This is a genomic window from Streptococcus sp. HMSC065H07 (genome assembly GCF_001837325.1).
Taxonomy (GTDB): Bacteria; Bacillota; Bacilli; order Lactobacillales; family Streptococcaceae; genus Streptococcus; species Streptococcus salivarius_H.
Genome location: NZ_KV832038.1, coordinates 218,563 through 242,973 on the forward strand (window position 1 = coordinate 218,563; position 24,411 = coordinate 242,973).

A 24,411-nucleotide genomic window follows, 5' to 3' on the forward strand; every position below is an offset into this window, starting at 1 on the left:
ATGTCGCTTTTTATTTGGCTTAAGCATATTTAAAGGGCTAAACCAAAATTGAGGGGAGGAGGCTAATTGAGTCGAAATACAATCCTATTTTCTAAGACAGGTGCCATATTATTTTATTTGGTAACATATATGTTGTTATTTATCTCTCTAATGTTTTGGGATGGACCGGTTACCATTCTTATTAGCCTTTATGCCTTAGGGATACCGCTTCTAGTTTTTGGCATTCCCTTTTATAGCATCCTAATGCTTACTAAGACAAAACTAAAAGTTCAGATAGGATACTTGTGTAGTTCGACTGCAGCGGTTTATCTTTATAGTGCATTGACAACCTATCCAATACGTCTATATCCGATTGTAGATGGAACTACACTCCCCTTATGGAAACATGTTTTTATAGTCCTATCTCTTATAGGGTTTTTAACTTCCTCAACTCTTCTATTGCGTATAAGAATGAAAGAGTTTAGAACATCAATTATTGATATTAATTTAGATTAATTTTAAGGAGAATATGATGATTAACATTACTTTCCCAGATGGCGCTGTTTGTGAATTTGAATCTGGCGTTACAACTTTTGAAATTGCACAATCTATCAGCAACTCTTTGGCTAAAAAGGCACTTGCTGGTAAATTTAACGGTAAATTGATTGACACAACTCGTGCGATTACTGAAGATGGAAGCATCGAAATCGTGACACCTGATCACGAAGACGCTCTTCCAATCTTGCGTCACTCAGCGGCTCACTTGTTTGCCCAAGCAGCTCGTCGCCTTTTCCCAGATATTCATTTGGGTGTTGGTCCAGCTATCGAAGATGGTTTCTACTACGATACTGACAATGAAGCTGGTCAAATTTCTAACGAAGACCTTCCTCGTATCGAAGAAGAAATGAAGAAAATCGTTAAAGAAAACTTCCCATCAATCCGTGAAGAAGTGACTAAAGACGAAGCGCGTGAAATCTTCAAAAATGACCCATATAAATTGGAATTGATTGAAGAACACTCAGAAGACGAAGGTGGTTTGACTATCTACCGTCAAGGTGAGTACGTTGACCTTTGCCGTGGCCCACACGTGCCATCAACTGGTCGTATCCAAGTCTTCCACCTTTTGAATGTTGCAGGTGCTTACTGGCGTGGAAATAGCGATAATGCTATGATGCAACGTATCTATGGTACAGCTTGGTTCGATAAAAAAGATCTCAAGGCTTACCTTAAACGTCTTGAAGAAGCTAAAGAACGTGACCACCGTAAACTTGGTAAAGAACTTGATTTGTTCATGATTTCTCAAGAGGTTGGTCAAGGTCTTCCATTCTGGTTGCCAAACGGTGCGACAATCCGTCGTGTCTTGGAACGCTACATCGTAGACAAGGAAGTAGCAGCAGGCTACCAACACGTCTACACTCCACCAATTGCCTCAGTTGAGCTATACAAAACTTCAGGTCACTGGGATCACTACCGTGAAGATATGTTCCCAACAATGGATATGGGAGATGGTGAAGCCTTTGTCCTTCGTCCAATGAACTGTCCTCACCACATCGAAGTTTACAAACACCATGTGCACTCTTACCGCGAATTGCCTATCCGTATCGCTGAAATTGGTATGATGCACCGTTATGAAAAATCAGGTGCCCTTACAGGACTTCAACGTGTGCGTGAAATGTCACTTAATGACGGTCATACTTTCGTAACACCTGAACAAATCAAAGATGAGTTCCAACGTACGCTTCAATTGATTATCGACGTTTACGAAGATTTCAACTTGACTGACTATCGTTTCCGTTTGTCATACCGTGACCCTAAAGATACTCACAAATACTTTGACAATGATGAAATGTGGGAAAATGCTCAAAGCATGTTGAAATCAGCCATGGATGACATGGAACTCGACTACTTTGAAGCAGAAGGTGAAGCTGCCTTCTACGGTCCAAAACTTGATATCCAAGTGAAGACTGCCCTTGGTAATGAAGAAACACTTTCTACTATCCAATTGGACTTCTTGCTTCCAGAACGCTTTGACCTTAAATACATCGGTGCTGATGGGGAAGAACACCGTCCAGTTATGATTCACCGTGGGGTTATCTCAACAATGGAACGCTTTACAGCTATCCTTATTGAAAACTATAAAGGAGCCTTCCCAACTTGGTTGGCACCTCAACAAGTGACTGTTATCCCAGTTTCAAATGAAGCCCACACAGATTACGCTTGGGAAGTTGCTAAACAACTTCGTGACCGCGGTATCCGTGTTGAAGTGGATGAACGTAACGAGAAAATGCAATACAAGATTCGTGCGTCTCAAACACAAAAAATTCCTTACCAATTGATTGTTGGTGATAAGGAAATGGAAGACGGAACTGTTAACGTTCGTCGCTATGGACAAAAACAAACACACACTGAAGCTGTGTCAGAATTTGTAGAAAATATCCTTGCTGATATTGCTCGCAAATCACGCCCAGATGCCGAATAAATCAGAAAGTCGGTTAGCTAAGCTAGCTGACTTTTTAGTAGGATAAACCATGCACGTTTTTATGAAAAGACTTTTATTTCTGCTGGGATTAGTTCTGTTCTTGTTGCTGGCGATCTTTACTTACCATAGATTAGCCTTGCAAAGAGAGAAGGCTTCTCTCAATCCTATGGGGCAAATGGTGTCTGTGAATGGTCATGACATGAGTGTCTTTGTAAAGGGGGAGGGGCCACAAACTCTAGTTTTTCTTTCTGGTGCTGGAACAGCCTCTCCCATTCTAGATTTTAAAGACTTGTATGATGGGCTTTCGAAGCAGTATAAGATAGTCGTTGTTGAAAGGGCTGGCTATGGTTACAGTGAGGATACATCCAAGTCCCGAGATGTTTCTGAGGTTCTTTCAGAGACACGTCAAGCCCTAGCCAGGGCTCATGTCTCAGGTCCTTATATTATCCTTTCTCATTCGATGGCCTCCTTAGAGACACTTCTGTGGCAGGAAAAATATCCTAGTGAAGTGAAAGCTATCATTGGTTTAGATTGGGCCCTACCAGAAAGTTACGCTCATTTAAAAATGCATCCCCAGATATTACGTATGGCTCGTTGGGGAAGTCAATTGGGCTTATTAAGGTATTTACCGAGTCGCTTATATGTGCCTAATGCCAATCTCAGTAGTAGTGACCGCCGCCTCTACCAACGGATAGCCTATCGTCAAATATTGTCAAAGGCTATGTTAAATGAGAGCCTGTCTGTTAAGGAAAATGCGAAAAAGGTTACTTCTAGCATTGATTCACATATTCCAACCTTACTGATGGTCTCGAATGGTGAGGGTACAGGTTTTAGCCAGGAGGACTGGCGGCATTATGCGACTACCTTTGCAAAGGACCAGAAAAATATCGAAGTGACTTTTTATGATTCTCCGCATTATCTTTATCACTATCAGACCAAAGAGGTGTCCGAGAAGATAGAGGAGTTCATCAAAGAGACGACTGATTAAATTTACGTATGTTATTGAGGAGAGATGTGATGCTCATTGGTTCAAAAGCCTTTCGACACTTATGGAAGAACTGGCAAAGGGACTACCAACCATTGCAAGTGCTAAAGCTATTGCTAGCTTATATAGAGATGCCAGAGGACTTATCGGGAGAGCTTGAAGAAACCCAACACCTTTTATCTTATTTCGATTCTGACTTAGCACCGCATGATTCCTTCTGGAAGGATGTCGTGAAATTGGTAGATCTGGCTTTTCCTGATGATAGTTTGTCTAAGAATGTTTCTATAGAGCGACAAATCCATCAGCTACGATACCTGATTTCTAGTCAACAGGCACAGTATGTGCGGACGCATTATAAAAAGCCAGGGATGACAGATAAAGAAGCTTTGGCTGTCTATCTGAGATGGAAGCCTTTCACCATGTTTGATCAGGGACGTTTGCACCAGAAGGTTTCTATCTGTGATGGCAAGGCGGTTTATCCTGATGGGATTCCAAGTGTTAATCTAAAAATTCTTCTCTATAATCGGATTGAGTTTATTCTGGATAGTCAGGGAAACTTTCTCAATGAGGTCGATGCGGAGCAGGTGACCGAGAGTGGAGTGGTTAATGGTGCTAGTTTCAACTATGGCAATTTCAAACGCCACTGGCAACTGGATGTGGAGCCGGTTCAACCACATGATCCTGCCTTTCGTAATCGGATGACCAAGGGTTTTCGATCACCCAACAAATTGAGAAAGAAGTGGGGCCGAAAAGAGCCTGAGCATTTTGACAAGTCTTTTTACAATCCAAATGGTATCTATGCCCAGTCACATAGATCTTTGGCTAATGATGTCAAACGTCAAGCCAGACTTTTTCTCGCCATGGTTTATGGCTTTAAACCAGTTCAGAAAAAGCAAACAAAGGAGGTTCATATGTCTAAACAACCACAAAACAATAAAGGAACAGCAGTTCTAGGATCACTAGTATTTATGGCCTTATACGCCCTAGGTATTTGGCACAATGCTGTCCGAGGAAATATTCCTTTCCTTATTCTTTGGAGTGTTTTACTCCTAGTTAACGTCAGCTATTTAATTCTCCGCTTGAGAAAATAAAAAAAGAAAGTGATATGGACCTAAATGGTAAGAATTTAGATTTGTATCACTTTTTTGTTTACATATGTTTATAAATTAAGGCAACTCTATTTCACTTAACCATTCAAAGATTTCATCATTACTATCAAAAGCAGAACCATTCTGACAGTGGAGGTCGCTTGAGTAGTTTTCTTTATCAAAAATGATTAATTTTTTCTCTTTTGACGGTATGGCTTCAAAATACTTAAATCCTAGTTGTTTATCGTAATACATATCATTAGTGGATAAAAGTACAAGAACAGGCCCTGAAATAGTTATCTCCTTAAATTCTTTACATCGTTTTATTAAAGAAGATAGTGAGGGTTCTCCAAAATTCCACTTTGCCTGTTCAACTTGCCAATTTAAAAACTTATTTCTTTGTATGTAAAACATAGCTAACTTTTCAAAAAAACTTGGTATCTCATCATCAATGAAACGATGGAATATTTGAGGGATACTATTTTTAAAGGATTCTAGGACACTTGGAAAATAATTATATAAAACAATACTATCAAATAAGTCATTTTTATTTCCTTGTGCGCGAGCCATTAGCAAACCGCCCAAGGATAGACCGATTCCGATAAAAGGTTTAGAAACTTGATTTTCGTAGTAATTAATTATGGCTTGGCAAACCTTTTCCCAATTAGGGATAAATGGAAGATGATGTTCTCTAAGGACAGAGGATTGACCTGGTCCCTCAAAAATGATGACATTATAACCTTCTTCGATTCCTGCAACAACATTTGTAAAGTAAAGTTCTTCTAACAAGGCATCGAAACCACCACAGATAAAGAGTGTTCCTTTGCACGTTTTTGTCTTATGAGTGAAATAAAGAGAACGTAATGAGATATTCTCATATGGAATCATTTCCAAACGATAAGGGATTTCTAACATCTTGAGCCCCTCATAAAAATATTGAACTGATAATTGGTAGACGTCTATTTTTCTTTTATCCAAAGGGGAAAGAAAAAATTCAGAGGCTTGAAAATAACGACTGGCTCGCAAAAAAGCATGTCCTTGACTAATTTTAGAAGAATATCGTTGAGTACGTTTTAATAGTTTTTCAGCACCGTTTTTCCAGCCATGATACCAAGATTCGTAGTTGCCGTCTTTAATTTGTTGACAGATATTTTCAACCTCGGCAAAGTCACTTCCACCTTTAGGGCAGTACCACATGACACGTCGTGCTTCAAATTCGAATTCTTTTGTTTTAAAAAATACCATGCTTTACTCCTTTCGAAATGTAGTACAATAGTAACAGACTTTAATAATGAGAAAAAGAAGGTACCTAAAAGTAACATGGAAAACGAAATCTGTTTACGCAAGCTTGCTCAACCCTTGTTAGGGAAATGGGCTGTATTTATTATTTTAACTTTAGAAAATGAGACACTCCATTTTGCGGAACTTGAAAGAAGGTTGAAAACAATATCTAGAAAGGTTCTTGCTCAAAATCTTCGTGAGTTAGAGTCAATTAACATAATCAGTCGTGAAGGTGTAGCTAGTACGGGTTCTCCAGTTTATTACGGGTTAACCGATTTGGGAAAAGATTTCTTACCACTTTTATATCAAATAAAAAAGTGGATTAGAGACCATGATGACTTGCTTTCACGAGAATAAGGTCATTTTTGCTAATATTAAACATATAGTGGAGCTTCCTAGATTCCTGAAATCATCCACTGAACAATTTCATCTAAGGTCCGGTATTATTTAAGGAAATTTCAAAAATTTTATCTTCAATCTAAAAAGGTTTACCAATTGGCAAACCTTTTTTGTATATTCAATTATAGCTTACCACTTGCTTTCTTCTGGGATAATAATCCAGCAAATGATGTAGAAAAGAAAACCTGTTCCAAATAAGAAGATCGCTGCAGCCCAAATAAGGCGAATAATGACAGGGTCAATGTCAAGATATTTAGCGATACCAGAACAAACACCGGCAATAATTTTGTTGTTTGGATCTCTTCTGAGTTCTTTTTTCATATGATTTACCTCCGTACTTCCTTATTATACCATAACACCTTGATGTCTTTGACTTTAAGGAAGCATAAAGTAGACAATCCCCATATATTGAAGAGCCGAAGCCAACATGATGAAGAGGTGCCAGATCATGTGGAAGTATGGTTTTTTCTTAGCATAGAAAGCTGCACCAACCGTGTATGACAATCCTCCAGCAAGCATGAGTCCCCAAAAGGCAGGTCCTGTCTTAGTGACGATAGCTGGAATAATGAAGATAACCAACCATCCCATCATCAGATAGAGGAAGAGGGAGAATTTTTCATTGATTTTTTTAGCAAAGATTTTGTAGAGAATACCAAAAATTGTTGTTCCCCATTGGAGGACGATGATGCTGTAGCCTAGCCATCCGCCAACTAGTGAGAGGGCAACAGGGGTGTAGCTTCCAGCAATGGCGATATAAATCATGCTGTGATCAATAATTCTTAGAACCATCTTGTGGGGTGAGTTATAATCCATAGCATGATAGATGGCTGAACTCAAAAACATGAGGAAGAGACTGATGACAAAAACGGACATCCCGATGGCAGCAGTCATGCCGTAGCCGTTGTTGGCATGAACGGCAGTAATTGGCAATAAGACTAGCATGGCCATAGCTCCGACGGCGTGAGTCACGCTGTTAGCCACTTCCTCACCAAAGCTAAGTTTTTTACTGAGTTTGAGGTTGGGAGAAGTATTAAAAGTAGCAGTATTAGACATTGTTTCCTCCTTCAAGGTCGTTCAAAAGTTGATGGGTAGCTCGGTAGCATTGAAGCGTCTGACAGGCTGAAAGGATGACTTGTGGAGCCTCTTGGGGAAACTGACCATTCATACAGGCTACAAAGTCATTGTAGTAGCTCTTTTGACTTTCAGCATCTGTACGCAGGATTTCCAAGGTTTTAGCAATCTCAGAAATCTCAAAGACGGTCTTCAGACTTGTGATGACAATAAGTCTAGCTACCTGAGCAGCATTATATTTTTTCTTGATGGGTTTTGCGACATGGCCATGTTTGACATAATTATTGACCATAGAGGCGGTTAGCCCCTTGTCGTTTGGCCCCAAAGTACTTTGGGTGACCTGATTGACATAGAGCAAAACCTGATCCAAATAGAGTTCAATCTCTGGTAATTCTTCCCAGAGAGGGTATTGTTGTGTTGTCAAATTATAAAAACCTCTTTATCTAGTTTTCATAACCAGATTATAACATTATAGAAATTTAAGTCAAGTCAGAACTTACGGGAAATGAAAAAGATGTTGAGATAATATGTTCAACATCTTTATTTCTTATGTGATATGGCAGAGTTATTTTTTAAAACTGCGTTAGTATCTTTTTTTATGGGGTTCTAAGTTTCTCCAAAATTGCTTGTGCAGTTTCTTGATTCATATGTTTGGCCTTGAGAAGTTCAGCCAAAACGTGAGGCATTTCTTCAGGACTAGCACCGGCTAGTAGGGCTAGAGATTTGGCCTGAAGTTTCATATGTCCTGCTTGGATACCTGTTGAAGTCAGAGCTTTGAGAGCAGCCAGATTTTGTGCCAAACCAAGAGAAACGATGATACTAGCTAGGGTTTTGGCATCTGGATGGTTAAGTAAGTCGTGGGCGATAGAAACACTAGGGTTAAGTCCGATTGAACCGCCACGGGTTGCAATTGGCATGGGGAGGGTTAATTCTCCCACCAATTCTTTAGCCTCCTGGTCATAAGTCCATATGGACAGGCCACGGTAGCTACCATCCTTGCTAGCATAGGCATGGCTACCAGCCTCAACTGCTCGCCAATCATTGCCAGTCGCAATAACTAGGGCATCGATACCATTGAAAATTCCCTTGTTATGGGTAGCTGCTCGGTAAGGGTCCACTTGAGCCAACTGGCTAGCCATCTCCATTTTCTTAGCAAAATCATGAGCGTCTTCCTTGTTACGACTGAGGAAGCGTGTGCTAAGACGACAAGTTGCTGTCACTAGACTCTCGGTGGCAAGATTTGAGAGAATGGCCATGAGACTTTGACCTTCTGAGAGATTTTCCAGTTCTGGCACCAGTGCTTCCATCATGGTGTTGACCATATTGGCTCCCATGGCTTCTTGGGTATCAACGGCTAGATAGACAATGAGGAAGTCTCCCTTAGCCTCAGTCCAGAGCCTGCGAGGGCCACCCCCACGCTTAACAATAGAAGGATGAGCCTCTTTGGCAATCTCTATGAGGTCCTGATTAGCTGCTTGAATTTTACTTGAAGCAGTGGCTTTATCAGGAACGTCAAAAAGGGCAACTTGGCCAATCATTTGACGATTATGAATCGTAGTCGTGAAACCGCCAGAGCGCTTAATGAGCTTGCTAGCATAGGAAGCAGCGGCGACAACAGAAGGCTCCTCGGTAACCATAGGAACCTGGTAGGTTACACCGTCTACCAATACATCTGGGCAAACGGCAAAGGGAAGTGTAAATCGACCAATAACATTTTCAGCCATTTGGTTGGCTGTTTCAAGGGTAAGTTGTTGGTCCTTATCCAGAAGATCTTGATTTTCCTGAGACAAAAGAGCATTCTTTTTCAAATGCTCTTTACGTTCTTGCGGTGTCTTCTTGGAAAAACCAGTCCAAGAGAGTTTAGTCATATTAATTTCCTTTATAGATACGTTGGTGTTCAGAGATTTCAGTTAAACGGAAAGCTCCGGTTTGGTAATCAGCGAATTGAGTAGAGCCAGTGTCATCCAACTGCGCCTTTTCATAGAAAAGTTTTTCATAATCAGCAACGCTCAAGGGTTGACGTTTGGCAAAGGTATCTAGACGGTCTGAACGAAGCAGGTCTTTGTAGCCCTCAACCAGACGTCCTGAGAAAATTTCAGAGACAGCTCCAGAACCGTAAGAGAAGAAGCCAATCTTATCTCCTGCTTTAAGGTCTTGCGACTGTTCAAGCAATGAAAGAAGTCCAAGATAAAGTGACCCTGTATAGATATTTCCAATTTGACGACTATAGGTAATTGAAGCATCAAAGTTGTTTGTTAAACGCTCTTTATTCTCGGGATTTAAATCTTTGGGAATAATCTTATTAAGTCCCTTAAGAGCTAGCTTAGGATAAGGAAGGTGGAGACAAAAAGCTGCAAAATCAGCAAAGTCAGCCTGATGACGCTCTTGGTAAGCTGCCCAAGTTGTCTTCAAGCTGTCAAGGTACTGCTTGGTTGAATAGATGCCTTGAACATAAGGCGTTGAACTATAGTTTGGACGCCAGAAGTCCATGACATCACGAGTTTGTGCCACGTTGTCATCAGTAAGCTCCAAAATACGTGGATTCTGACTGACTAGCATAGCTACAGCACCAGCTCCCTGAGTAGATTCACCTGAAGATCCGACACCATAGCGAGCGATGTCACTAGCGATAACTAAAACTTTGCTCTCTGGGTGGGCTGCCACGTGCAATTTAGCATAGTTAAGTCCAGCAGTTGCAGCATAACAAGCTTCCTTCATTTCAAAAGAACGGGCAAAAGGTTGAATCCCCAAAAGACTGTGAACATAGACAGCAGCAGCCTTTGACTGGTCAATGGAAGACTCAGTAGCCACGATGACCATATCGATAGCTTTTTTGTCATCGTCATTTAAAATATCAGTCGCCGCATCAGAGGCAAGCGTCACAATATCTTCTGTAATCGGCGTAATACTGGTTGCATCAAGCATCAGCCCCTTGCTGAATTTTTCAGGCTCCGCCCCACGGGCAAGAGCGAGATCAGCCATGTTTAGAACATATTGACTGGTCGCAAAACCAATCTTATCAATTCCAATAGACATATGATGTTTCCTTTTTTTTCTTCATTGTAGAGTATCCAGAAGATACTAATCTATAGTGATTTTACCATAAAAGAGCGCTTTCGCCTTGAAAAAACTTTGATAGTTAGTTATATCTTCTGTTTCGATAGGAACTAGAGGATTTCACAAGACTTTCCTTTGGGGAACATGACCCTTTTGTTTCTCATTTCAAGCAGAATAGGGTAAAATTGAAATGGCACTCTACTAGTTTTTTAGCTATGTTAGAAAAGTAAAATTGTTGTTATATATTGAAATCATTACGAGCGTTAAGTGAGACTTTCCGCTGTGAGATAAGTGTCTGTAAATAAAGTGTTTTGTTTACAGACACTCGGAATTTTTGAGACCATAGGCTCAAAAATTAGTCTTGGAACTTCGAAGAAGTTCGCAGACGTCCGTAATCATTTAAGGAAAGTCTCAAAAAATACTTTGTTTTCAATTGAATAAAGAGGAAAATCATGACAAAAGCAGACACTATATTTAAAGAAAATATCACTAAAATCATGGAAGAGGGTGTTTGGTCGGAGCAAGCACGTCCTAAATACAAGGATGGCACTACAGCCAATTCCAAATACATCACAGGGTCTTTTGCAGAATATGATTTGAGCAAGGGAGAGTTTCCTATTACCACTCTTCGTCCTATTGCTATCAAATCTGCTATCAAAGAAGTGCTTTGGATTTACCAAGACCAGTCAAATAGCCTAGATGTCCTTGAAGACAAGTATAATGTGCATTATTGGAATGACTGGGAAGTTGAAGGCGTACCTGCCAATAATGGGGACAAGCGTTCGATTGGTCAGCGTTATGGGGCGGTCGTTAAGAAGCACGATATTATTAACCGTTTGTTGGCTCAGTTGGAGGCTAATCCGTGGAATCGCCGTAATGTCATCTCCCTTTGGGATTACGAGGCCTTCGAGGAGACAGCAGGACTTCAGCCTTGTGCCTTCCAAACCATGTTTGACGTTCGTCGTGTGGGTGAGGACATTTATTTGGACGCCACTTTGACGCAACGTTCTAACGATATGCTGGTGGCTCATCATATTAATGCCATGCAGTATGTGGCTCTTCAGATGATGATTGCCAAGCACTTTGGTTGGAAAGTTGGTAAATTCTTTTATTTCATCAACAATCTCCATATCTATGACAATCAATTTGAGCAAGCTGAAGAACTTCTCAAACGTCAGCCATCTGATTGCCAACCACGTTTGGTCCTCAATGTTCCTGATGGGACTAATTTCTTCGATATCAAACCAGAAGATTTCGAATTGGTTGACTATGATCCTGTTAAACCTCAACTCAAATTTGACTTAGCAATTTAATAAATGCTTATGAATTAAGCCCATAAAGAGCTGGCAAAGTTTTTCCAAGCTCTTTTTCTCTTTTTTTGTTAGAATGGATTGTAAACTTAAAAAGAAAAGGAAATACTGTGTCTAAACAACTCATTGCTATTTGGGCGGAAGCTCATAACCATGTTATTGGGAAGAATCACACCATGCCTTGGCATTTGCCTGCTGAACTGGCACATTTCAAGAAAACGACCATGGGCTCAGCAATTCTCATGGGGCGTGTGACCTTTGATGGCATGAACCGTCGTTGTCTGCCAGGACGTGAAACCTTGATTTTGACACGAGACAAGGACTTCGACTGTGAGGGTGTAACGACCGTTACGAGTGTTGAGGAAGCCCTAGCTTGGTTTGAACAGCAAGATAAGGATCTCTATATTGCTGGTGGTGCTGGTGTCTACAAGGCTTTTGATGGGCATTATGATGCACTCATCAAGACAACTATTGAGGCTGATTTAGAGGGAGACACGTATTTTCCACAACTAGATATGACGGCATTTAAAGAGGTATCGCACGAACGTGTGGCCAAGGATGATAAAAATGCCTACGACTTTAGCATAAGTCGCTATGAAAAAGAAGGAGACTAGGTTCATGCAACGTAGTGTTTTTGGGTTATTTACTGCATTATTGGGAGTACTTTGTGTGCTCTCTGCCATTCCTGCCTTTCGCAAGAAACGTTATGGGTTAGCAGTTTTTCTCTTTTTAAATGCTTTTACCAACCTTGTCAATACTATTCACGCCTTCTATGGCACCCTATTTTAGAAAAGAGTGAGGAATAAATGGCTGGAAATCGTAATGAAGAAATGGTTTATTGTTCATTTTGTGGCAAAAACCAAGAAGAAGTAAAGAAAATTATCGCTGGGAATGGCGTCTTTATCTGTAACGAATGTGTGGCCTTGTCACAAGAAATCATTCGTGAGGAAATGGCAGAAGAAGTTTTGGCTGACTTGGCTGAAACACCAAAGCCAAAAGAACTTTTGGATATTTTGAACAACTATGTCGTGGGGCAAGACCGTGCTAAACGTGCCTTGGCGGTAGCTGTTTACAACCACTATAAACGTATCAACTTCACAGAAAGTCGTGAAGACAATGATGTTGATTTGCAAAAATCAAATATTCTCATGATTGGACCGACTGGTTCAGGGAAGACTTTCTTGGCTCAGACCTTGGCTCGTAGCTTGAATGTTCCTTTCGCGATTGCGGATGCGACATCATTGACTGAGGCAGGTTATGTGGGTGAGGACGTGGAAAATATCCTCCTCAAACTGATCCAAGCGGCAGACTTCAATATTGAACGTGCGGAACGTGGCATCATCTATGTCGACGAGATTGATAAGATTGCTAAAAAAGGTGAAAACGTATCAATCACTCGTGACGTTTCTGGTGAAGGGGTTCAACAAGCCCTCTTGAAGATTATTGAAGGAACAGTAGCCAGCGTTCCACCTCAAGGTGGTCGTAAACACCCTAACCAAGAGATGATTCAAATTGATACGAAGAATATTCTCTTTATCGTGGGTGGTGCTTTTGATGGTATCGAAGATATCGTTAAGCAACGTCTTGGTGAGAAAATCATTGGTTTTGGTCAAAATAATAAGGCGATTGATGATGACTCATCATACATGCAGGAAATTGTGGCTGAAGATATCCAAAAATTCGGTCTTATCCCTGAGTTTATCGGACGTTTGCCAGTCCTTGCGGCCCTTGAACAGTTAACGGTTGACGACTTGGTTCGTATCTTGACAGAGCCTAGAAATGCCTTGGTTAAACAGTACCAAACCCTTTTGTCTTATGATGGGGTTGAACTTGAGTTTGACCAAGATGCTCTTGAAGCTATTGCAAGTAAGGCGATTGAACGTAAGACTGGTGCGCGTGGGCTTCGCTCTATCATTGAAGAAGTCATGATGGATGTCATGTTTGAAATTCCTAGCCAGGAAGATGTGACTAAGGTTCGTATTACCAAAGAAGCCGTTGACGGTACAGCTGCTCCAGTTTTGGAAACAGCGTAAGGAGGACCTATGGCTGAAGAACAAGTCCTAAATACGCACAATGCTGAGATTTTGCTCAGTGCAGCAAATAAGAGTCACTATCCCCAAGATGACCTCCCTGAGGTTGCCTTAGCAGGACGCTCGAATGTTGGTAAATCAAGCTTTATCAATACACTTCTTGGTCGTAAAAACCTCGCACGTACTTCTGGGAAACCAGGAAAAACTCAGTTGCTTAATTTCTACAATATTGACGACAAGCTACGCTTTGTGGATGTGCCGGGTTACGGTTATGCCCGTGTGTCCAAAAAAGAACGTGCCAAATGGGGGAAAATGATTGAGGAGTATCTCGTGACTCGAGACAATCTTCGTGTGGTTGTTAGCTTGGTTGACCTCCGACATGAACCAACTCAAGACGATATTCAAATGTATGAATTTCTTAAGTATTATGAAATTCCAGTTATCGTTGTGGCGACTAAGGCTGACAAGATTCCTCGCGGAAAATGGAACAAGCACGAATCTATCATTAAGAAAAAACTCAATTTTGATAAAAATGACCATTTCATCGTCTTTTCATCTGTCACACGTGACGGTTATGATGAAGCATGGGATACGATTTTGGCAGAATTGTAAGAAGAGCTCGGAGAAATCCGAGTTTTTGTCTTTAGTGTAAATGATCTATCACTACCTTCGTTTTAAGAAATGGTAAGGAGGCCTTGCATGGCAATATTTAAAGACTATTTAGAGAATAAATCTCCCCTCATTCTTCATGGGGCTCTGGGAACAGAGATGGAGAGCTTGGGTTATGATATTTCTGGGAAACTCTGGTCAGCCAAGTACCTGCTTGACAAGCCAGAAGTTATTCAAAAAATCCATGAAACCTATGTAGCTGCTGGGTCTGATTTGATTACCACATCGTCTTATCAGGCAACCTTACCAGGCTTGATAGACGCTGGACTTACTGAGAAAGAAGCGGAGCAGATTATTGCCTTGACAGTTCAGTTGGCAAAGAATGCACGCGATAAGGTCTGGGCAACTTTGGATGACAGTGAGAAAGCTAAGCGTCCTTATCCATTGATTTCTGGTGATGTCGGTCCTTACGCAGCCTATTTGGCCAATGGTTCTGAGTACACTGGTGATTATGGTCGGATAACTATCAAGGAACTTAAGGAGTTTCATCGCCCTCGCATTCAAATTCTCCTAAATCAGGGTGTCGATTTGTTGGCTTTGGAAACCATTCCTAATCGTCTGGAAGCACAAGCTTTGATTGAACTTCTGGCTGAAGAATTTCCAGAAGCAGAAGCTTATATCAGTTTTACAGTCCAAGAACCAGGCACTATCAGTGATGGGACTTCTCTAGATGAGATTGCCCAGCTTGTTTCCCAGTCAGACCAAATCTTGGCTCTAGGAATCAACTGTAGTTCGCCTCTGCTCTATAATCAGGCTCTTGCTATTCTTAAAAATACTGGAAAAGCCCTCATTACTTACCCCAACTCAGGTGAGGTTTATGATGGTAGTACGCAGACTTGGAAACCTAAGGATAAGGATGCTCTGACCTTAGTGGAACACAGCAAGGATTGGCATGATCAGTTTGGGGTTAAGATTTTAGGTGGTTGCTGCCGCACACGTCCAAATGACATTAAAGCCTTATATGCAGAGTTTAGAACCTAGTCAAATTTCTAATTATTTGTTATAATAGGAGACTGTAAGGCTATGAGCTCTACACACTATTAGTAGAAAATGAAGCCAGCGTTAAGCTGGTTTTTAAAATGAAGAGGAAAATATGACCTACGAACAAGAATTTCTAAAAGACTTCGAAGCCTGGGTTGTTACCCAAGTTAAAGTAAACGAAACGGCCTTGGCCGCTAGCAAGAAAATCTGGGAAGAAGATGGCGATGAGCGTGCACGTGATGCAAGTTACCGTTATGAAGCCAAATTGGATGCTTACAATTTCCTAATTGGCAAGTTTGCCAACTATCGTGCTGGCAAAGGTTTCCATGATATGCCAGATGGCTTGTTCGGGGAACGTCACTATTAATAGAGGATGAAAAAGAAAATGGCGACAGTACTTTATGGAAAGATGTCGTCGATTAAAATAGGAGAATACTAAACATGGCTAAAGTAAAAAATAAAAAGAAAGCTTTTAAACACCGTTTGAAAAAACAAGGACTTTTCAATAATGTTAAAGCCCCTGTCCCACCAGTTGCGCCTGTTCCACCAGTCCCACCAGTAGCACCACAACCTGTTGCTGAAACTAAGACAGTTGCTAAGGAAGAAGTAGCAGCTAAAGACCTTAGTCTTGAAGCTTTTGCAGAACTTCCAGAAGTTGAAGGCCTTCGTTCAAACCTTGTAGAGACTCTTTACAATGAAGGTTTGACTTCAGCAGAGGCTTTTGCTACTGTGACTGAAGAAGAAGTTCTTGCCCTCAAGGGTGTCGGACCTGCGACAGTTAAAAAATTGAAAGAAAATGGAGTTAGCTTTAAAGCTTAAGCCTAAAAAAGATCCGAGGTGTAGACTTCGGATCTTTATTCTTTGACTTGGAAAGCATTGTTTGATTAGGAGAACAAGAAAACCACTAGCTTTTTGCTAGTGGTTGATAGATCTGTATTATTTATTTGGATTTTGTTTGGTTAAATTAAGTCCAAAAGGTACCAAGTTTTCTTGATGTCTGCGGATGCGCCCCATATTTTCAGTGTGGCGGAAGATAATAAGCAAAGCCATGATGGTAAGTACCCCAGTGAAAATAAGGTCATAGCCATCTAGCAAGAAATGGATGGCTGGAAACACAGCCAAGGTAATAAGTCCAACAATTGCTGCAGTGACACTTGAAAATGAAATCAAGCTGGTTAGATAGAGTGTTAGGGCAAAGACCAAGAGTAGGAATACACAGTAGAGTGGGGCAAAACCAAGAAGCACTCCAGCACTTGTTGCAACGGCCTTCCCACCTTTAAATCCAGCAAAGATTGGAAAAACATGTCCGATAATGGCAAAGAAACCAATGATAAGAGGTGAAACCTCTGTAACACCAAGCCAGATAGGGAGAAGAACAGCCAAGGTCCCCTTGAACATATCAACTAAGAAGGTGATGGTACCAGCAGTCTTACCTAGAACACGAAAGGTATTGGTTGTTCCAGTATTTCCAGAGCCATGCTCACGAAGATTGGTATGGAAGAAAAGTTTCCCAATCCAGAGGCCGGTCTGAATGGAACCTAACAAGTAGGCGATTAGGATTAACAATAAGATTTTCATGAGATAATTATAGCATACAGCCTAGTAATTGACAAAGTCAGTCAGCATAAAGATATCCTTTGAGCTTTCTTGATTTCCTTTGCAAATTCTTCTGAAAACTTATAAAATAATAAGGATGAAAATTTTGGAGGTCACTCTTGGCTAAAAAAGAAATAAATGTAAATAATTATAATGATGATGCCATTCAGGTACTAGAAGGGTTGGATGCGGTTCGCAAGCGCCCAGGAATGTACATTGGCTCAACGGATGGAACAGGACTTCACCACCTAGTTTGGGAGATTGTCGACAATGCGGTCGATGAAGCTCTTTCTGGTTTTGGTGATGTCATCGCTGTCACCCTAAATAAAGATGGTTCCGTTTCTGTTTCTGACTCTGGACGTGGGATGCCGACAGGTATGCATGCCATGGGTAAACCAACAGTTGAAGTTATTTTCACTGTTCTCCACGCGGGTGGTAAATTTGGACAGGGTGGTTATAAGACTTCTGGTGGTCTTCACGGTGTGGGTTCTTCAGTTGTTAATGCGCTATCTAGCTGGCTTGAGGTAGAAATTACCCGTGACGGTAGTGTTTATCGTCAGCGTTTTGAAAATGGGGGTCACCCTGTAACAGGACTTGAAAAAATCGGCAAGGCACCTAAATCTAAGACAGGTACAAAAGTTACCTTTATGCCTGATGCTAGTATCTTTTCAACGACTGACTTCAAATTTAACACCATTTCAGAACGTCTCAAAGAGTCAGCCTTCCTTCTTAAGAATGTCACTATGACATTGACAGACTTGCGTGACGAAGAAGAAGTTCGTGAAGAATTCCACTATGAAAATGGGGTTCAAGACTTTGTATCTTACTTGAATGAGGACAAGGAAACGCTGACACCAGTCATATATATTGATGGAGACCAGCAGGATTTCCACTTGGAATTAGCCCTTCAGTATAATGACGGTTATTCTGATAATATCCTTTCCTTTGTCAATAATGTCCGTACTAAGGACGGAGGTACCCACGAAACGGGCTTCAAATCTGCCATTACCAAGGCTCTTAATGACTATGCACGTAAAACAGGTCTTCTCAAAGAGAAGGATAAGAACCTTGAGGGGTCAGATTATCGAGAAGGCTTATCAGCAGTTATCTCGCTCTTAGTTCCTGAGGAACACCTTCAGTTTGAGGGCCAAACCAAGGACAAACTTGGATCTCCTTTAGCTCGTCCCATTGTGGATAGCATCGTTTCAGAGCATTTGACCTACTTCCTTATGGAAAATGGAGATTTGGCTTCTAACTTGGTGCGTAAGGCTATCAAGGCCCGTGATGCCCGTGAAGCTGCCAGAAAAGCTCGTGATGCCAGTCGAAATGGCAAGAAAAATAAAAAAGACAAGGGGCTCTTGTCAGGAAAATTGACGCCAGCCCAGTCTAAAAATGCTAAGAAAAATGAGCTTTATCTGGTCGAAGGGGATTCTGCCGGCGGTTCAGCCAAACAAGGCCGTGATCGTAAATTCCAGGCCATTCTTCCTCTTCGAGGGAAGGTCCTCAACACTGAGAAAGCCAAAATGGCAGACATTCTCAAAAACGAAGAAATCAATACCATGATTTATACTATCGGTGCTGGAGTTGGAGCTGACTTTAACCTTGACGATATTAACTACGACAAGATTATCATCATGACCGATGCCGATACCGATGGAGCTCACATCCAGACCTTGCTTCTTACTTTCTTCTATCGTTATATGCGTCCACTAGTGGAAGCAGGACACGTTTATATCGCTCTGCCTCCTCTTTACAAGATGTCCAAAGGGAAAGGTAAGAAGGAAGTTGTCGAATATGCTTGGACGGATGGGGAACTTGAAGAACTTCGTCAAAAATTTGGTCGTGGCGCTCTTCTTCAACGTTACAAGGGGCTTGGTGAGATGAATGCTGACCAGCTTTGGGAAACAACTATGGATCCAGAGACCAGAACGCTTATCCGAGTAACTATTGACGACCTAGCGCGTGCCGAACGTCGTGTCTCAGTTCTTATGGGAGATAAGGCGGCACCACGCCGTCAATGGATTGAAGATAACGTTAAATTTACCTTGGAAGAAAGCGGCGCATTTTAAGTTGCAGGCCAGAAGGGAATGTAATAAGATAGAGTTAGGGAGAGCGCTTACTATCAATAGATACTTGGGATTATAAAGAAACAAGTTGATTATTTTCTACATCGTTTATTAACTATTTGCAGTGTCATTGACTAGAAATCAATGGAGGTAGAAAAATGGATTTTAATGTTATCGATTACCTAGCTTACCATGCAGATGTAGCTTTTCCTGCTATTATTCTTATGGTTATTGTTTCTACCATATACTTAATTTTTTATGGCATACGACCTATAAAAACACGCTTTTTTATCCTTTTTCTTCTATCTATAGTTTCCCTCATAATCTTCGTGGTGGATAATCCTCTCTATTCTTATTTTGGAAGTCCATACTCAGGTTTATTATTTGTGTTTTACTATATGTTGATCTTTTCAGTGTTTTATGTGCCATTCTCGCTAATAGCTTTTATAAAAAGTCTTCTACATTTAATACGCTTTCAAACCAAATATTCAATCTTACTAGTTATTAATAGTTTCTTTGCCACATTACTGGCTTTCCTCAATCTGCTCTTTTTACAAGGGTCTTTGGGATTTCTCCCTGCTTCATCTATGTACCTTATTTTTCTTCTCCTAGCGATAATTGGTATTGTTCAAACTATAATAGGAGGAAAGGAAAATGAAAAAAATAAAGACTATATTGCTAAGTCAGGAAAAGACAATGTGAGGTAGACCTATGTTATCTAAGGTATTAAGTTTTTTACTTTACTATCCTCAAGTAGTCCTTCCTGTTTGTGGAGTGGCAATAGCTTATTTAAGTGTTTATAAAAAGCGACCAATAAAAACACGCTTTTTGCTCCTTCCTATACTAGTAGTGATAACCTTCCTTCTATCTTTGATTGATAATCCATTCTCAGATAGAACCTACTCGGGTTTGTTATTTGTTTTCTATAATGTGTATGTTTTTACTCCTTTAAGTGTTGCGTGTAGTATCACATCACTTTTAAAAAGTATCTATCATTATAGATTGTTTCGTATCCCGCTAGCTACTGTTCTCGTGATTAATGGCTCCATAATGACCGGTCTAACAATCTTAAACCTTATTTTATTCTTTGGGGAACTTTCTACTTCATTGACATTATCTTGTGTATTTTTCATTTTAATTGCGATAAGTACAGTCGTTCAATTTGTGGTTGGTGAAATAGAAATTAGAAAGGTTAAAACCATTCTTCTACAGTTGCAAAATCAAGGAAAGACATTGTAAGGCGTGGCAGTGAGGTAGGAAAGTTACTATTTGTCTTTCACATTATTTTAAATCATTACTTAAACTAAAAAATAAAGAGAAATCTTATGTCTAATATTCAAAATATGTCCCTTGAGGACATCATGGGGGAGCGTTTTGGACGCTACTCCAAATACATTATTCAGGAGCGTGCGCTTCCTGACATTCGTGACGGTTTGAAACCCGTTCAACGTCGTATTCTTTATTCCATGAATAAGGATGGCAATACCCATGACAAGGGCTATCGTAAATCTGCCAAGTCGGTGGGTAACATTATGGGTAATTTTCACCCACATGGCGATAGTTCCATTTATGACGCCATGGTGCGTATGTCCCAGGACTGGAAGAATCGTGAAATCTTAGTTGAAATGCACGGTAACAACGGTTCTATGGATGGTGATCCACCAGCGGCTATGCGTTATACAGAGGCGCGCTTGTCAGAGATTGCTGGCTACCTTCTTCAAGATATTGATAAAAACACCGTTCCTTGGGCTTGGAACTTTGATGATACAGAGAAGGAACCAACCGTATTACCTGCCGCCTTTCCAAACCTCTTGGTTAATGGTGCTACAGGGATTTCTGCTGGTTATGCCACAGATATTCCACCGCATAATCTGTCAGAGGTCATCGATGCCGTTGTCTACATGATTGATCACCCATCTGCTAAACTGGATAAATTGATGGAATTCTTGCCTGGTCCAGATTTCCCAACAGGGGCTATCATTCAGGGCAAGGATGAGATTCGTAAGGCCTACGAAACTGGTAAGGGCCGCGTCGTTGTGCGTTCACGTACTGAAATTGAACAACTCAAAGGTGGTAAGGAACAAATCATCGTTACTGAAATTCCTTACGATGTCAATAAGGCAGTTCTTGTTAAAAAAATCGATGATGTTCGTGTTAATAACAAGGTTCCAGGTATTGCAGAAGTTCGTGATGAGTCTGACCGTACAGGGTTGCGTATTGCTATTGAACTTAAGAAGGATGCTGACAGCCAAACTATTCTTAACTACCTTTTGAAATATACGGATCTTCAGGTCAACTACAATTTCAACATGGTGGCTATTGATAATTTCACCCCACGTCAAGTTGGCTTGCAAAAGATTTTATCTAGCTACATTGCCCACCGTCGTGATATTATCGTTGCTCGTTCAAAATTTGACAAGGAAAAAGCTGAAAAACGTCTTCATATTGTTGAAGGATTGATTCGTGTTATTTCTATTTTGGATGAGGTTATCGCTCTTATCCGAGCTTCTGAAAATAAGGCTGATGCTAAGGAAAATCTTAAGGTCAGCTATGATTTTTCAGAAGAACAAGCCGAAGCTATTGTGACCTTGCAACTTTATCGTTTGACCAATACGGATATCGTCACTCTCCAAAATGAGGAAGCCGATTTACGCGAACAAATCGCGACCTTGGCTGCTATCATTGGTGATGAGCGTACCATGTTTAATGTCATGAAACGTGAACTCCGTGACATTAAGAAGAAATTTGGTAATGACCGTCGTTCAGAGTTGCAAGCAGAAACCAAGACCATTGAAATTGATACTGCAAGTTTGATTGTTGAAGAAGAAACCTATGTCAGCATCACTCGTGGTGGTTATGTCAAACGTACAAGCCCACGTTCTTTCAATGCTTCAACGATTGACGAAGTCGGAAAACGTGATGATGATGATTTGATTTTGGTTCAGCAAGCTAAGACGACACAACACCTCTTGATTTTCACTAATCAGGCCAATGTGATTTATCGTCCAATCCATGAGTTACCAGACATTCGTTGGAAGGATTTGGGAGAGCATTTATCACAAACCATCACTAATTTATCTAAGGATGAAGAAGTGCTTTACGCCGAAATCCTGGATGATTTTGAAGCTGGTACTTACCTAGCAGCTACCAAGCTGGGTCAGATTAAACGTTTCGAACGCAAGGAATTTACGCCATGGCGTACCTACAAGTCTAAGTCGGTTAAATACGCTAAACTCAAGGATGATAGTGATTTTATTGTCACAGTCACTCCAATTCAATTGGATGATATCATGATTATCACTCAAAGAGGTTATGCCCTTTGCTTTAGCGCGGACGAAGTGCCAGTAGTTGGGGCCAAGGCAGCAGGTGTTAAGGCAATCAATCTTAAGGATGATGATAGCGTTCAGGCTGTTTTTGTGGCAAATACTCAAAGTTTCTACCTTCTAACACAAAGAGCCAGTCTCAAACGTGTGGCTACAGCTGATATCCCACAGGCTAAGCGAGCTGGTCGAGGTCTCCAGGTTCTTCGTGAGCTTAAGACGAAACCACATCGCGTCTTTACGGCTGGTCCAGTCTTTACAGAAAATTCTGGTGGTGAGATAGATCTTCTAGCAACACCAGCAGAGGAGACTCCTCAGACCTTGCTTGTGACAGCCACGACAGGTGAAACTGCAGAGGTTGATTTGTCCCTTCTAAATCTTTCAGATCGTACTAGCAATGGAAGTTTTATTGAAGGGTTAGCAGACAAAGAAGTCTTTTCTGCTAAGATTATTGAAAAATAATGATAAGAAAGCTTTGTTCTCTTACTAGAGAGCAGAGTTTTTTTCTTTAAGAGACTAAAGAACTATTTTAAAAAGAATTGTCAGAATTTTGCAACACAACCTTGAAATTTTCAATGAAAAGGACTATACTAGAAAGCACATAGTAACAGAAAAGAGGACATACACATGACAGTTGATTTAGACTGGGAAAATCTAGGATTTAATTACCGTAAACTTCCATTCCGTTATATCTCATATTTCAAAGATGGCAAATGGGACGAGGGGCAATTGACTGAGGATGCAACTTTGCATATTTCAGAAGCATCTCCAGCCCTTCACTATGGTCAAGAAGCTTTTGAAGGACTCAAGGCTTACCGTACTAAAGATGGCTCTATTCAATTGTTCCGTCCAGATGAAAATGCCAAACGTTTGCAACGTACTGCTGATCGTCTTTTGATGCCACAAGTTTCTGTCGACAAATTTGTAGATGCATGTAAACAAGTTGTGCGTGCCAATGAAGAATACGTTCCACCATATGGTACAGGTGCTACACTTTATCTCCGTCCACTTTTGATTGGGGTTGGTGATATTATTGGTGTGCATCCAGCAGATGAGTATATCTTTACTATTTTTGCAATGCCAGTAGGAAACTACTTCAAGGGTGGTTTGGCTCCAACAAACTTCCTTATTCAAGATGATTATGACCGTGCTGCGCCACATGGTACAGGTGCTGCTAAGGTTGGTGGTAACTACGCAGCAAGTATGTTGCCAGGTAAGATTGCACATGACCGTAACTTCTCTGATGTTATCTACCTTGATCCAGCAACTCACACTAAGATTGAAGAAGTGGGTTCTGCAAACTTCTTTGGTATCACAGCTGATAACGAATTCATTACACCACTCAGCCCATCTATCTTGCCATCTATCACCAAGTTCTCATTGCTTCACTTGGCTGAAAATCGCTTCGGTATGAAAGCTATCCAAGGTGATGTTAAGATTTCTGAATTGGATAAATTTGTTGAAGCAGGTGCCTGCGGTACAGCTGCCGTTATCTCACCAATTGGTGGGGTACAACATGGTGATGACTTCCATGTCTTCTACTCAGAAACAGAAGTAGGTCCTGTAACACGTAAACTTTATGATGAGTTGACAGGTATTCAATTTGGTGATGTTGAAGCACCAGAAGGATGGATTGTCAAAGTTGACTAATTCTTAATAGATAAATGATTATTTTAAGGCTTGCTCTTGCAAGCTTTTTTCTTTTTCGGTAGAATTAAGGAGATACATTAAGAAAGGATGGCTCGAGCCAAGTATCGGGTATAAATCTATGAGTAAAAAAGATAAAAAAATTGAAATCCAAATTAATGATGCTAAAGTAGTCGTCAACAAGGCAACCATCGAAGGTTTTGAACTTCTTGTTGGCAAGAAAGTGATTGGACAAATTGTAGAAATTGATGGTAAGTTTGCCGTTGTTGACAAGGAAAATGTTGTAGGTTTCCACAAAAAAATGGATGATGCAGTAGCTGCCATTATTGAATCGTACAATCTTAATCATTAAAATCCAAAGTAAAGGCTTGCTTTGGTCAAGAAACTGTGATATACTATTTCTTGTTCTTAAGGAGAGATAGCGAAGAGGCTAAACGCGGCGGACTGTAAATC

The 24,411-nt window shown here is 40.7% G+C and carries 24 protein-coding genes and 1 pseudogene; 18 read left to right on the forward strand and 7 right to left on the reverse strand.

The features are described from left to right. Positions 1–511 precede the first annotated feature (511 nt). Genes thrS through HMPREF2637_RS07190 form a run of 3 tightly spaced genes read left to right on the forward strand, consistent with a single transcriptional unit; the run spans position 512 to position 4,534 of the window. Positions 512–2,458, forward strand: coding sequence for a threonine--tRNA ligase (gene thrS, locus HMPREF2637_RS07180; RefSeq protein WP_064524892.1), 1,947 nt, complete (start codon positions 512–514; stop codon positions 2,456–2,458). A gap of 49 nt (positions 2,459–2,507) precedes the next feature. After that, positions 2,508–3,446: an alpha/beta fold hydrolase gene (locus HMPREF2637_RS07185; RefSeq protein ID WP_064524894.1), complete on the forward strand. Its 939-nt coding sequence runs from the start codon at positions 2,508–2,510 to the stop codon at positions 3,444–3,446. A gap of 29 nt (positions 3,447–3,475) precedes the next feature. Further along, positions 3,476–4,534: a DUF3114 domain-containing protein gene (locus HMPREF2637_RS07190; protein WP_070839769.1), complete on the forward strand. Its 1,059-nt coding sequence runs from the start codon at positions 3,476–3,478 to the stop codon at positions 4,532–4,534. A 75-nt stretch (positions 4,535–4,609) separates the two neighbouring features. On the opposite strand, the gene HMPREF2637_RS07195 is transcribed toward HMPREF2637_RS07190, so the two are convergent. After that, positions 4,610–5,776, reverse strand: a complete 1,167-nt coding sequence (locus HMPREF2637_RS07195; protein WP_070839772.1) for a dipeptidyl aminopeptidase — start codon at positions 5,774–5,776, stop codon at positions 4,610–4,612. A 75-nt stretch (positions 5,777–5,851) separates the two neighbouring features. Between HMPREF2637_RS07195 and HMPREF2637_RS07200 the strand changes: the two genes are divergently transcribed. Then, positions 5,852–6,169: a winged helix-turn-helix transcriptional regulator gene (locus tag HMPREF2637_RS07200; RefSeq protein WP_060972439.1), complete on the forward strand. Its 318-nt coding sequence runs from the start codon at positions 5,852–5,854 to the stop codon at positions 6,167–6,169. Between the two features lie 171 nt (positions 6,170–6,340). Here HMPREF2637_RS07200 and HMPREF2637_RS07205 read toward each other — a convergent pair whose 3' ends face one another. The 5 genes from HMPREF2637_RS07205 to HMPREF2637_RS07225 all read right to left on the reverse strand — a co-directional run bounded on the left by HMPREF2637_RS07205 (position 6,341) and on the right by HMPREF2637_RS07225 (position 10,318). Next, positions 6,341–6,532 carry a PspC domain-containing protein gene (locus HMPREF2637_RS07205; RefSeq protein WP_002886147.1) on the reverse strand — a complete coding sequence of 64 codons (192 nt, stop codon included), beginning with the start codon at positions 6,530–6,532 and terminating at the stop codon, positions 6,341–6,343. A 54-nt stretch (positions 6,533–6,586) separates the two neighbouring features. Continuing rightward, positions 6,587–7,264 (reverse strand): PAQR family membrane homeostasis protein TrhA, encoded by a 678-nt coding sequence (locus HMPREF2637_RS07210; RefSeq protein WP_060972438.1) that lies wholly within the window; start codon positions 7,262–7,264, stop codon positions 6,587–6,589. Next, positions 7,257–7,706, reverse strand: a complete 450-nt coding sequence (locus HMPREF2637_RS07215; protein WP_002885964.1) for a DUF1836 domain-containing protein — start codon at positions 7,704–7,706, stop codon at positions 7,257–7,259. The genes HMPREF2637_RS07210 and HMPREF2637_RS07215 overlap by 8 nt, the downstream gene beginning before the upstream one ends. Positions 7,707–7,878: 172 nt before the next feature. Next, positions 7,879–9,150 (reverse strand): hydroxymethylglutaryl-CoA reductase, degradative, encoded by a 1,272-nt coding sequence (locus tag HMPREF2637_RS07220; RefSeq protein ID WP_070839775.1) that lies wholly within the window; start codon positions 9,148–9,150, stop codon positions 7,879–7,881. Between the two features lies 1 nt (position 9,151). Next, positions 9,152–10,318 carry a hydroxymethylglutaryl-CoA synthase gene (locus HMPREF2637_RS07225; RefSeq protein ID WP_070839777.1) on the reverse strand — a complete coding sequence of 389 codons (1,167 nt, stop codon included), beginning with the start codon at positions 10,316–10,318 and terminating at the stop codon, positions 9,152–9,154. A 473-nt stretch (positions 10,319–10,791) separates the two neighbouring features. Between HMPREF2637_RS07225 and HMPREF2637_RS07230 the strand changes: the two genes are divergently transcribed. From HMPREF2637_RS07230 to HMPREF2637_RS07260, 8 genes are all read left to right on the forward strand, one after another. Further along, complete coding sequence (locus HMPREF2637_RS07230) at positions 10,792–11,652, forward strand: thymidylate synthase (RefSeq protein ID WP_049546158.1); 861 nt, start codon at positions 10,792–10,794, stop codon at positions 11,650–11,652. A gap of 107 nt (positions 11,653–11,759) precedes the next feature. After that, positions 11,760–12,263 carry a dihydrofolate reductase gene (locus tag HMPREF2637_RS07235; protein WP_038675550.1) on the forward strand — a complete coding sequence of 168 codons (504 nt, stop codon included), beginning with the start codon at positions 11,760–11,762 and terminating at the stop codon, positions 12,261–12,263. A gap of 4 nt (positions 12,264–12,267) precedes the next feature. Next, positions 12,268–12,438 carry a hypothetical protein gene (locus HMPREF2637_RS11170; protein ID WP_002886174.1) on the forward strand — a complete coding sequence of 57 codons (171 nt, stop codon included), beginning with the start codon at positions 12,268–12,270 and terminating at the stop codon, positions 12,436–12,438. A gap of 17 nt (positions 12,439–12,455) precedes the next feature. Beyond that, positions 12,456–13,682 carry an ATP-dependent Clp protease ATP-binding subunit ClpX gene (gene clpX, locus HMPREF2637_RS07240; RefSeq protein ID WP_002890340.1) on the forward strand — a complete coding sequence of 409 codons (1,227 nt, stop codon included), beginning with the start codon at positions 12,456–12,458 and terminating at the stop codon, positions 13,680–13,682. Between the two features lie 9 nt (positions 13,683–13,691). Further along, positions 13,692–14,291 (forward strand): ribosome biogenesis GTP-binding protein YihA/YsxC, encoded by a 600-nt coding sequence (gene yihA / locus HMPREF2637_RS07245; RefSeq protein WP_002885996.1) that lies wholly within the window; start codon positions 13,692–13,694, stop codon positions 14,289–14,291. An 87-nt stretch (positions 14,292–14,378) separates the two neighbouring features. Then, a complete protein-coding gene (gene mmuM, locus HMPREF2637_RS07250; RefSeq protein ID WP_070839780.1) occupies positions 14,379–15,329 on the forward strand; it encodes a homocysteine S-methyltransferase in 951 nt (316 codons plus the stop codon). A 112-nt stretch (positions 15,330–15,441) separates the two neighbouring features. Next, positions 15,442–15,696, forward strand: a complete 255-nt coding sequence (locus HMPREF2637_RS07255) for a DUF1912 family protein (protein WP_002886199.1) — start codon at positions 15,442–15,444, stop codon at positions 15,694–15,696. A gap of 74 nt (positions 15,697–15,770) precedes the next feature. Beyond that, positions 15,771–16,148 (forward strand): helix-hairpin-helix domain-containing protein, encoded by a 378-nt coding sequence (locus tag HMPREF2637_RS07260; protein ID WP_002885939.1) that lies wholly within the window; start codon positions 15,771–15,773, stop codon positions 16,146–16,148. A gap of 117 nt (positions 16,149–16,265) precedes the next feature. On the opposite strand, the gene plsY is transcribed toward HMPREF2637_RS07260, so the two are convergent. Then, positions 16,266–16,907: a glycerol-3-phosphate 1-O-acyltransferase PlsY gene (gene plsY / locus HMPREF2637_RS07265; RefSeq protein ID WP_070839783.1), complete on the reverse strand. Its 642-nt coding sequence runs from the start codon at positions 16,905–16,907 to the stop codon at positions 16,266–16,268. A 137-nt stretch (positions 16,908–17,044) separates the two neighbouring features. On the opposite strand from plsY, the gene parE reads away from it, so the two are divergent. From parE to HMPREF2637_RS07295, 6 genes and pseudogenes are all read left to right on the forward strand, one after another. Next, entirely contained in the window at positions 17,045–18,994 is a 1,950-nt protein-coding gene (parE, locus tag HMPREF2637_RS07270; protein ID WP_064523192.1) for a DNA topoisomerase IV subunit B, read from the forward strand. Between the two features lie 155 nt (positions 18,995–19,149). Continuing rightward, a complete protein-coding gene (locus HMPREF2637_RS07275) occupies positions 19,150–19,698 on the forward strand; it encodes a hypothetical protein (protein WP_070839786.1) in 549 nt (182 codons plus the stop codon). A 4-nt stretch (positions 19,699–19,702) separates the two neighbouring features. After that, positions 19,703–20,230, forward strand: coding sequence for a hypothetical protein (locus HMPREF2637_RS07280; RefSeq protein WP_070839789.1), 528 nt, complete (start codon positions 19,703–19,705; stop codon positions 20,228–20,230). An 86-nt stretch (positions 20,231–20,316) separates the two neighbouring features. After that, entirely contained in the window at positions 20,317–22,773 is a 2,457-nt protein-coding gene (parC, locus tag HMPREF2637_RS07285; RefSeq protein WP_070839792.1) for a DNA topoisomerase IV subunit A, read from the forward strand. 156 nt (positions 22,774–22,929) lie between these two features. Then, positions 22,930–23,961: pseudogene (locus tag HMPREF2637_RS07290) on the forward strand (branched-chain amino acid aminotransferase); the annotation flags it as partial. A gap of 118 nt (positions 23,962–24,079) precedes the next feature. After that, entirely contained in the window at positions 24,080–24,310 is a 231-nt protein-coding gene (locus HMPREF2637_RS07295) for a DUF2969 domain-containing protein (RefSeq protein ID WP_002886057.1), read from the forward strand. The last annotated feature ends 101 nt before the right edge of the window (positions 24,311–24,411 follow it).

What these genes read in the sequence shown, in the direction of transcription:
- thrS (WP_064524892.1), top strand. Translation starts at nt 512, where the DNA reads ATGATTAACATTACTTTCCCAGATGGCGCTGTTTGTGAATTTGAATCT.
- HMPREF2637_RS07185 (WP_064524894.1), top strand. Translation starts at nt 2,508, where the DNA reads ATGCACGTTTTTATGAAAAGACTTTTATTTCTGCTGGGATTAGTTCTG.
- HMPREF2637_RS07190 (WP_070839769.1), top strand. Translation starts at nt 3,476, where the DNA reads ATGCTCATTGGTTCAAAAGCCTTTCGACACTTATGGAAGAACTGGCAA.
- HMPREF2637_RS07195 (WP_070839772.1), bottom strand. Translation starts at nt 5,776, where the DNA reads ATGGTATTTTTTAAAACAAAAGAATTCGAATTTGAAGCACGACGTGTC.
- HMPREF2637_RS07200 (WP_060972439.1), top strand. Translation starts at nt 5,852, where the DNA reads ATGGAAAACGAAATCTGTTTACGCAAGCTTGCTCAACCCTTGTTAGGG.
- HMPREF2637_RS07205 (WP_002886147.1), bottom strand. Translation starts at nt 6,532, where the DNA reads ATGAAAAAAGAACTCAGAAGAGATCCAAACAACAAAATTATTGCCGGT.
- HMPREF2637_RS07210 (WP_060972438.1), bottom strand. Translation starts at nt 7,264, where the DNA reads ATGTCTAATACTGCTACTTTTAATACTTCTCCCAACCTCAAACTCAGT.
- HMPREF2637_RS07220 (WP_070839775.1), bottom strand. Translation starts at nt 9,150, where the DNA reads ATGACTAAACTCTCTTGGACTGGTTTTTCCAAGAAGACACCGCAAGAA.
- HMPREF2637_RS07225 (WP_070839777.1), bottom strand. Translation starts at nt 10,318, where the DNA reads ATGTCTATTGGAATTGATAAGATTGGTTTTGCGACCAGTCAATATGTT.
- HMPREF2637_RS07230 (WP_049546158.1), top strand. Translation starts at nt 10,792, where the DNA reads ATGACAAAAGCAGACACTATATTTAAAGAAAATATCACTAAAATCATG.
- HMPREF2637_RS11170 (WP_002886174.1), top strand. Translation starts at nt 12,268, where the DNA reads ATGCAACGTAGTGTTTTTGGGTTATTTACTGCATTATTGGGAGTACTT.
- clpX (WP_002890340.1), top strand. Translation starts at nt 12,456, where the DNA reads ATGGCTGGAAATCGTAATGAAGAAATGGTTTATTGTTCATTTTGTGGC.
- yihA (WP_002885996.1), top strand. Translation starts at nt 13,692, where the DNA reads ATGGCTGAAGAACAAGTCCTAAATACGCACAATGCTGAGATTTTGCTC.
- mmuM (WP_070839780.1), top strand. Translation starts at nt 14,379, where the DNA reads ATGGCAATATTTAAAGACTATTTAGAGAATAAATCTCCCCTCATTCTT.
- HMPREF2637_RS07255 (WP_002886199.1), top strand. Translation starts at nt 15,442, where the DNA reads ATGACCTACGAACAAGAATTTCTAAAAGACTTCGAAGCCTGGGTTGTT.
- HMPREF2637_RS07260 (WP_002885939.1), top strand. Translation starts at nt 15,771, where the DNA reads ATGGCTAAAGTAAAAAATAAAAAGAAAGCTTTTAAACACCGTTTGAAA.
- plsY (WP_070839783.1), bottom strand. Translation starts at nt 16,907, where the DNA reads ATGAAAATCTTATTGTTAATCCTAATCGCCTACTTGTTAGGTTCCATT.
- HMPREF2637_RS07275 (WP_070839786.1), top strand. Translation starts at nt 19,150, where the DNA reads ATGGATTTTAATGTTATCGATTACCTAGCTTACCATGCAGATGTAGCT.
- HMPREF2637_RS07280 (WP_070839789.1), top strand. Translation starts at nt 19,703, where the DNA reads ATGTTATCTAAGGTATTAAGTTTTTTACTTTACTATCCTCAAGTAGTC.
- parC (WP_070839792.1), top strand. Translation starts at nt 20,317, where the DNA reads ATGTCTAATATTCAAAATATGTCCCTTGAGGACATCATGGGGGAGCGT.
- HMPREF2637_RS07295 (WP_002886057.1), top strand. Translation starts at nt 24,080, where the DNA reads ATGAGTAAAAAAGATAAAAAAATTGAAATCCAAATTAATGATGCTAAA.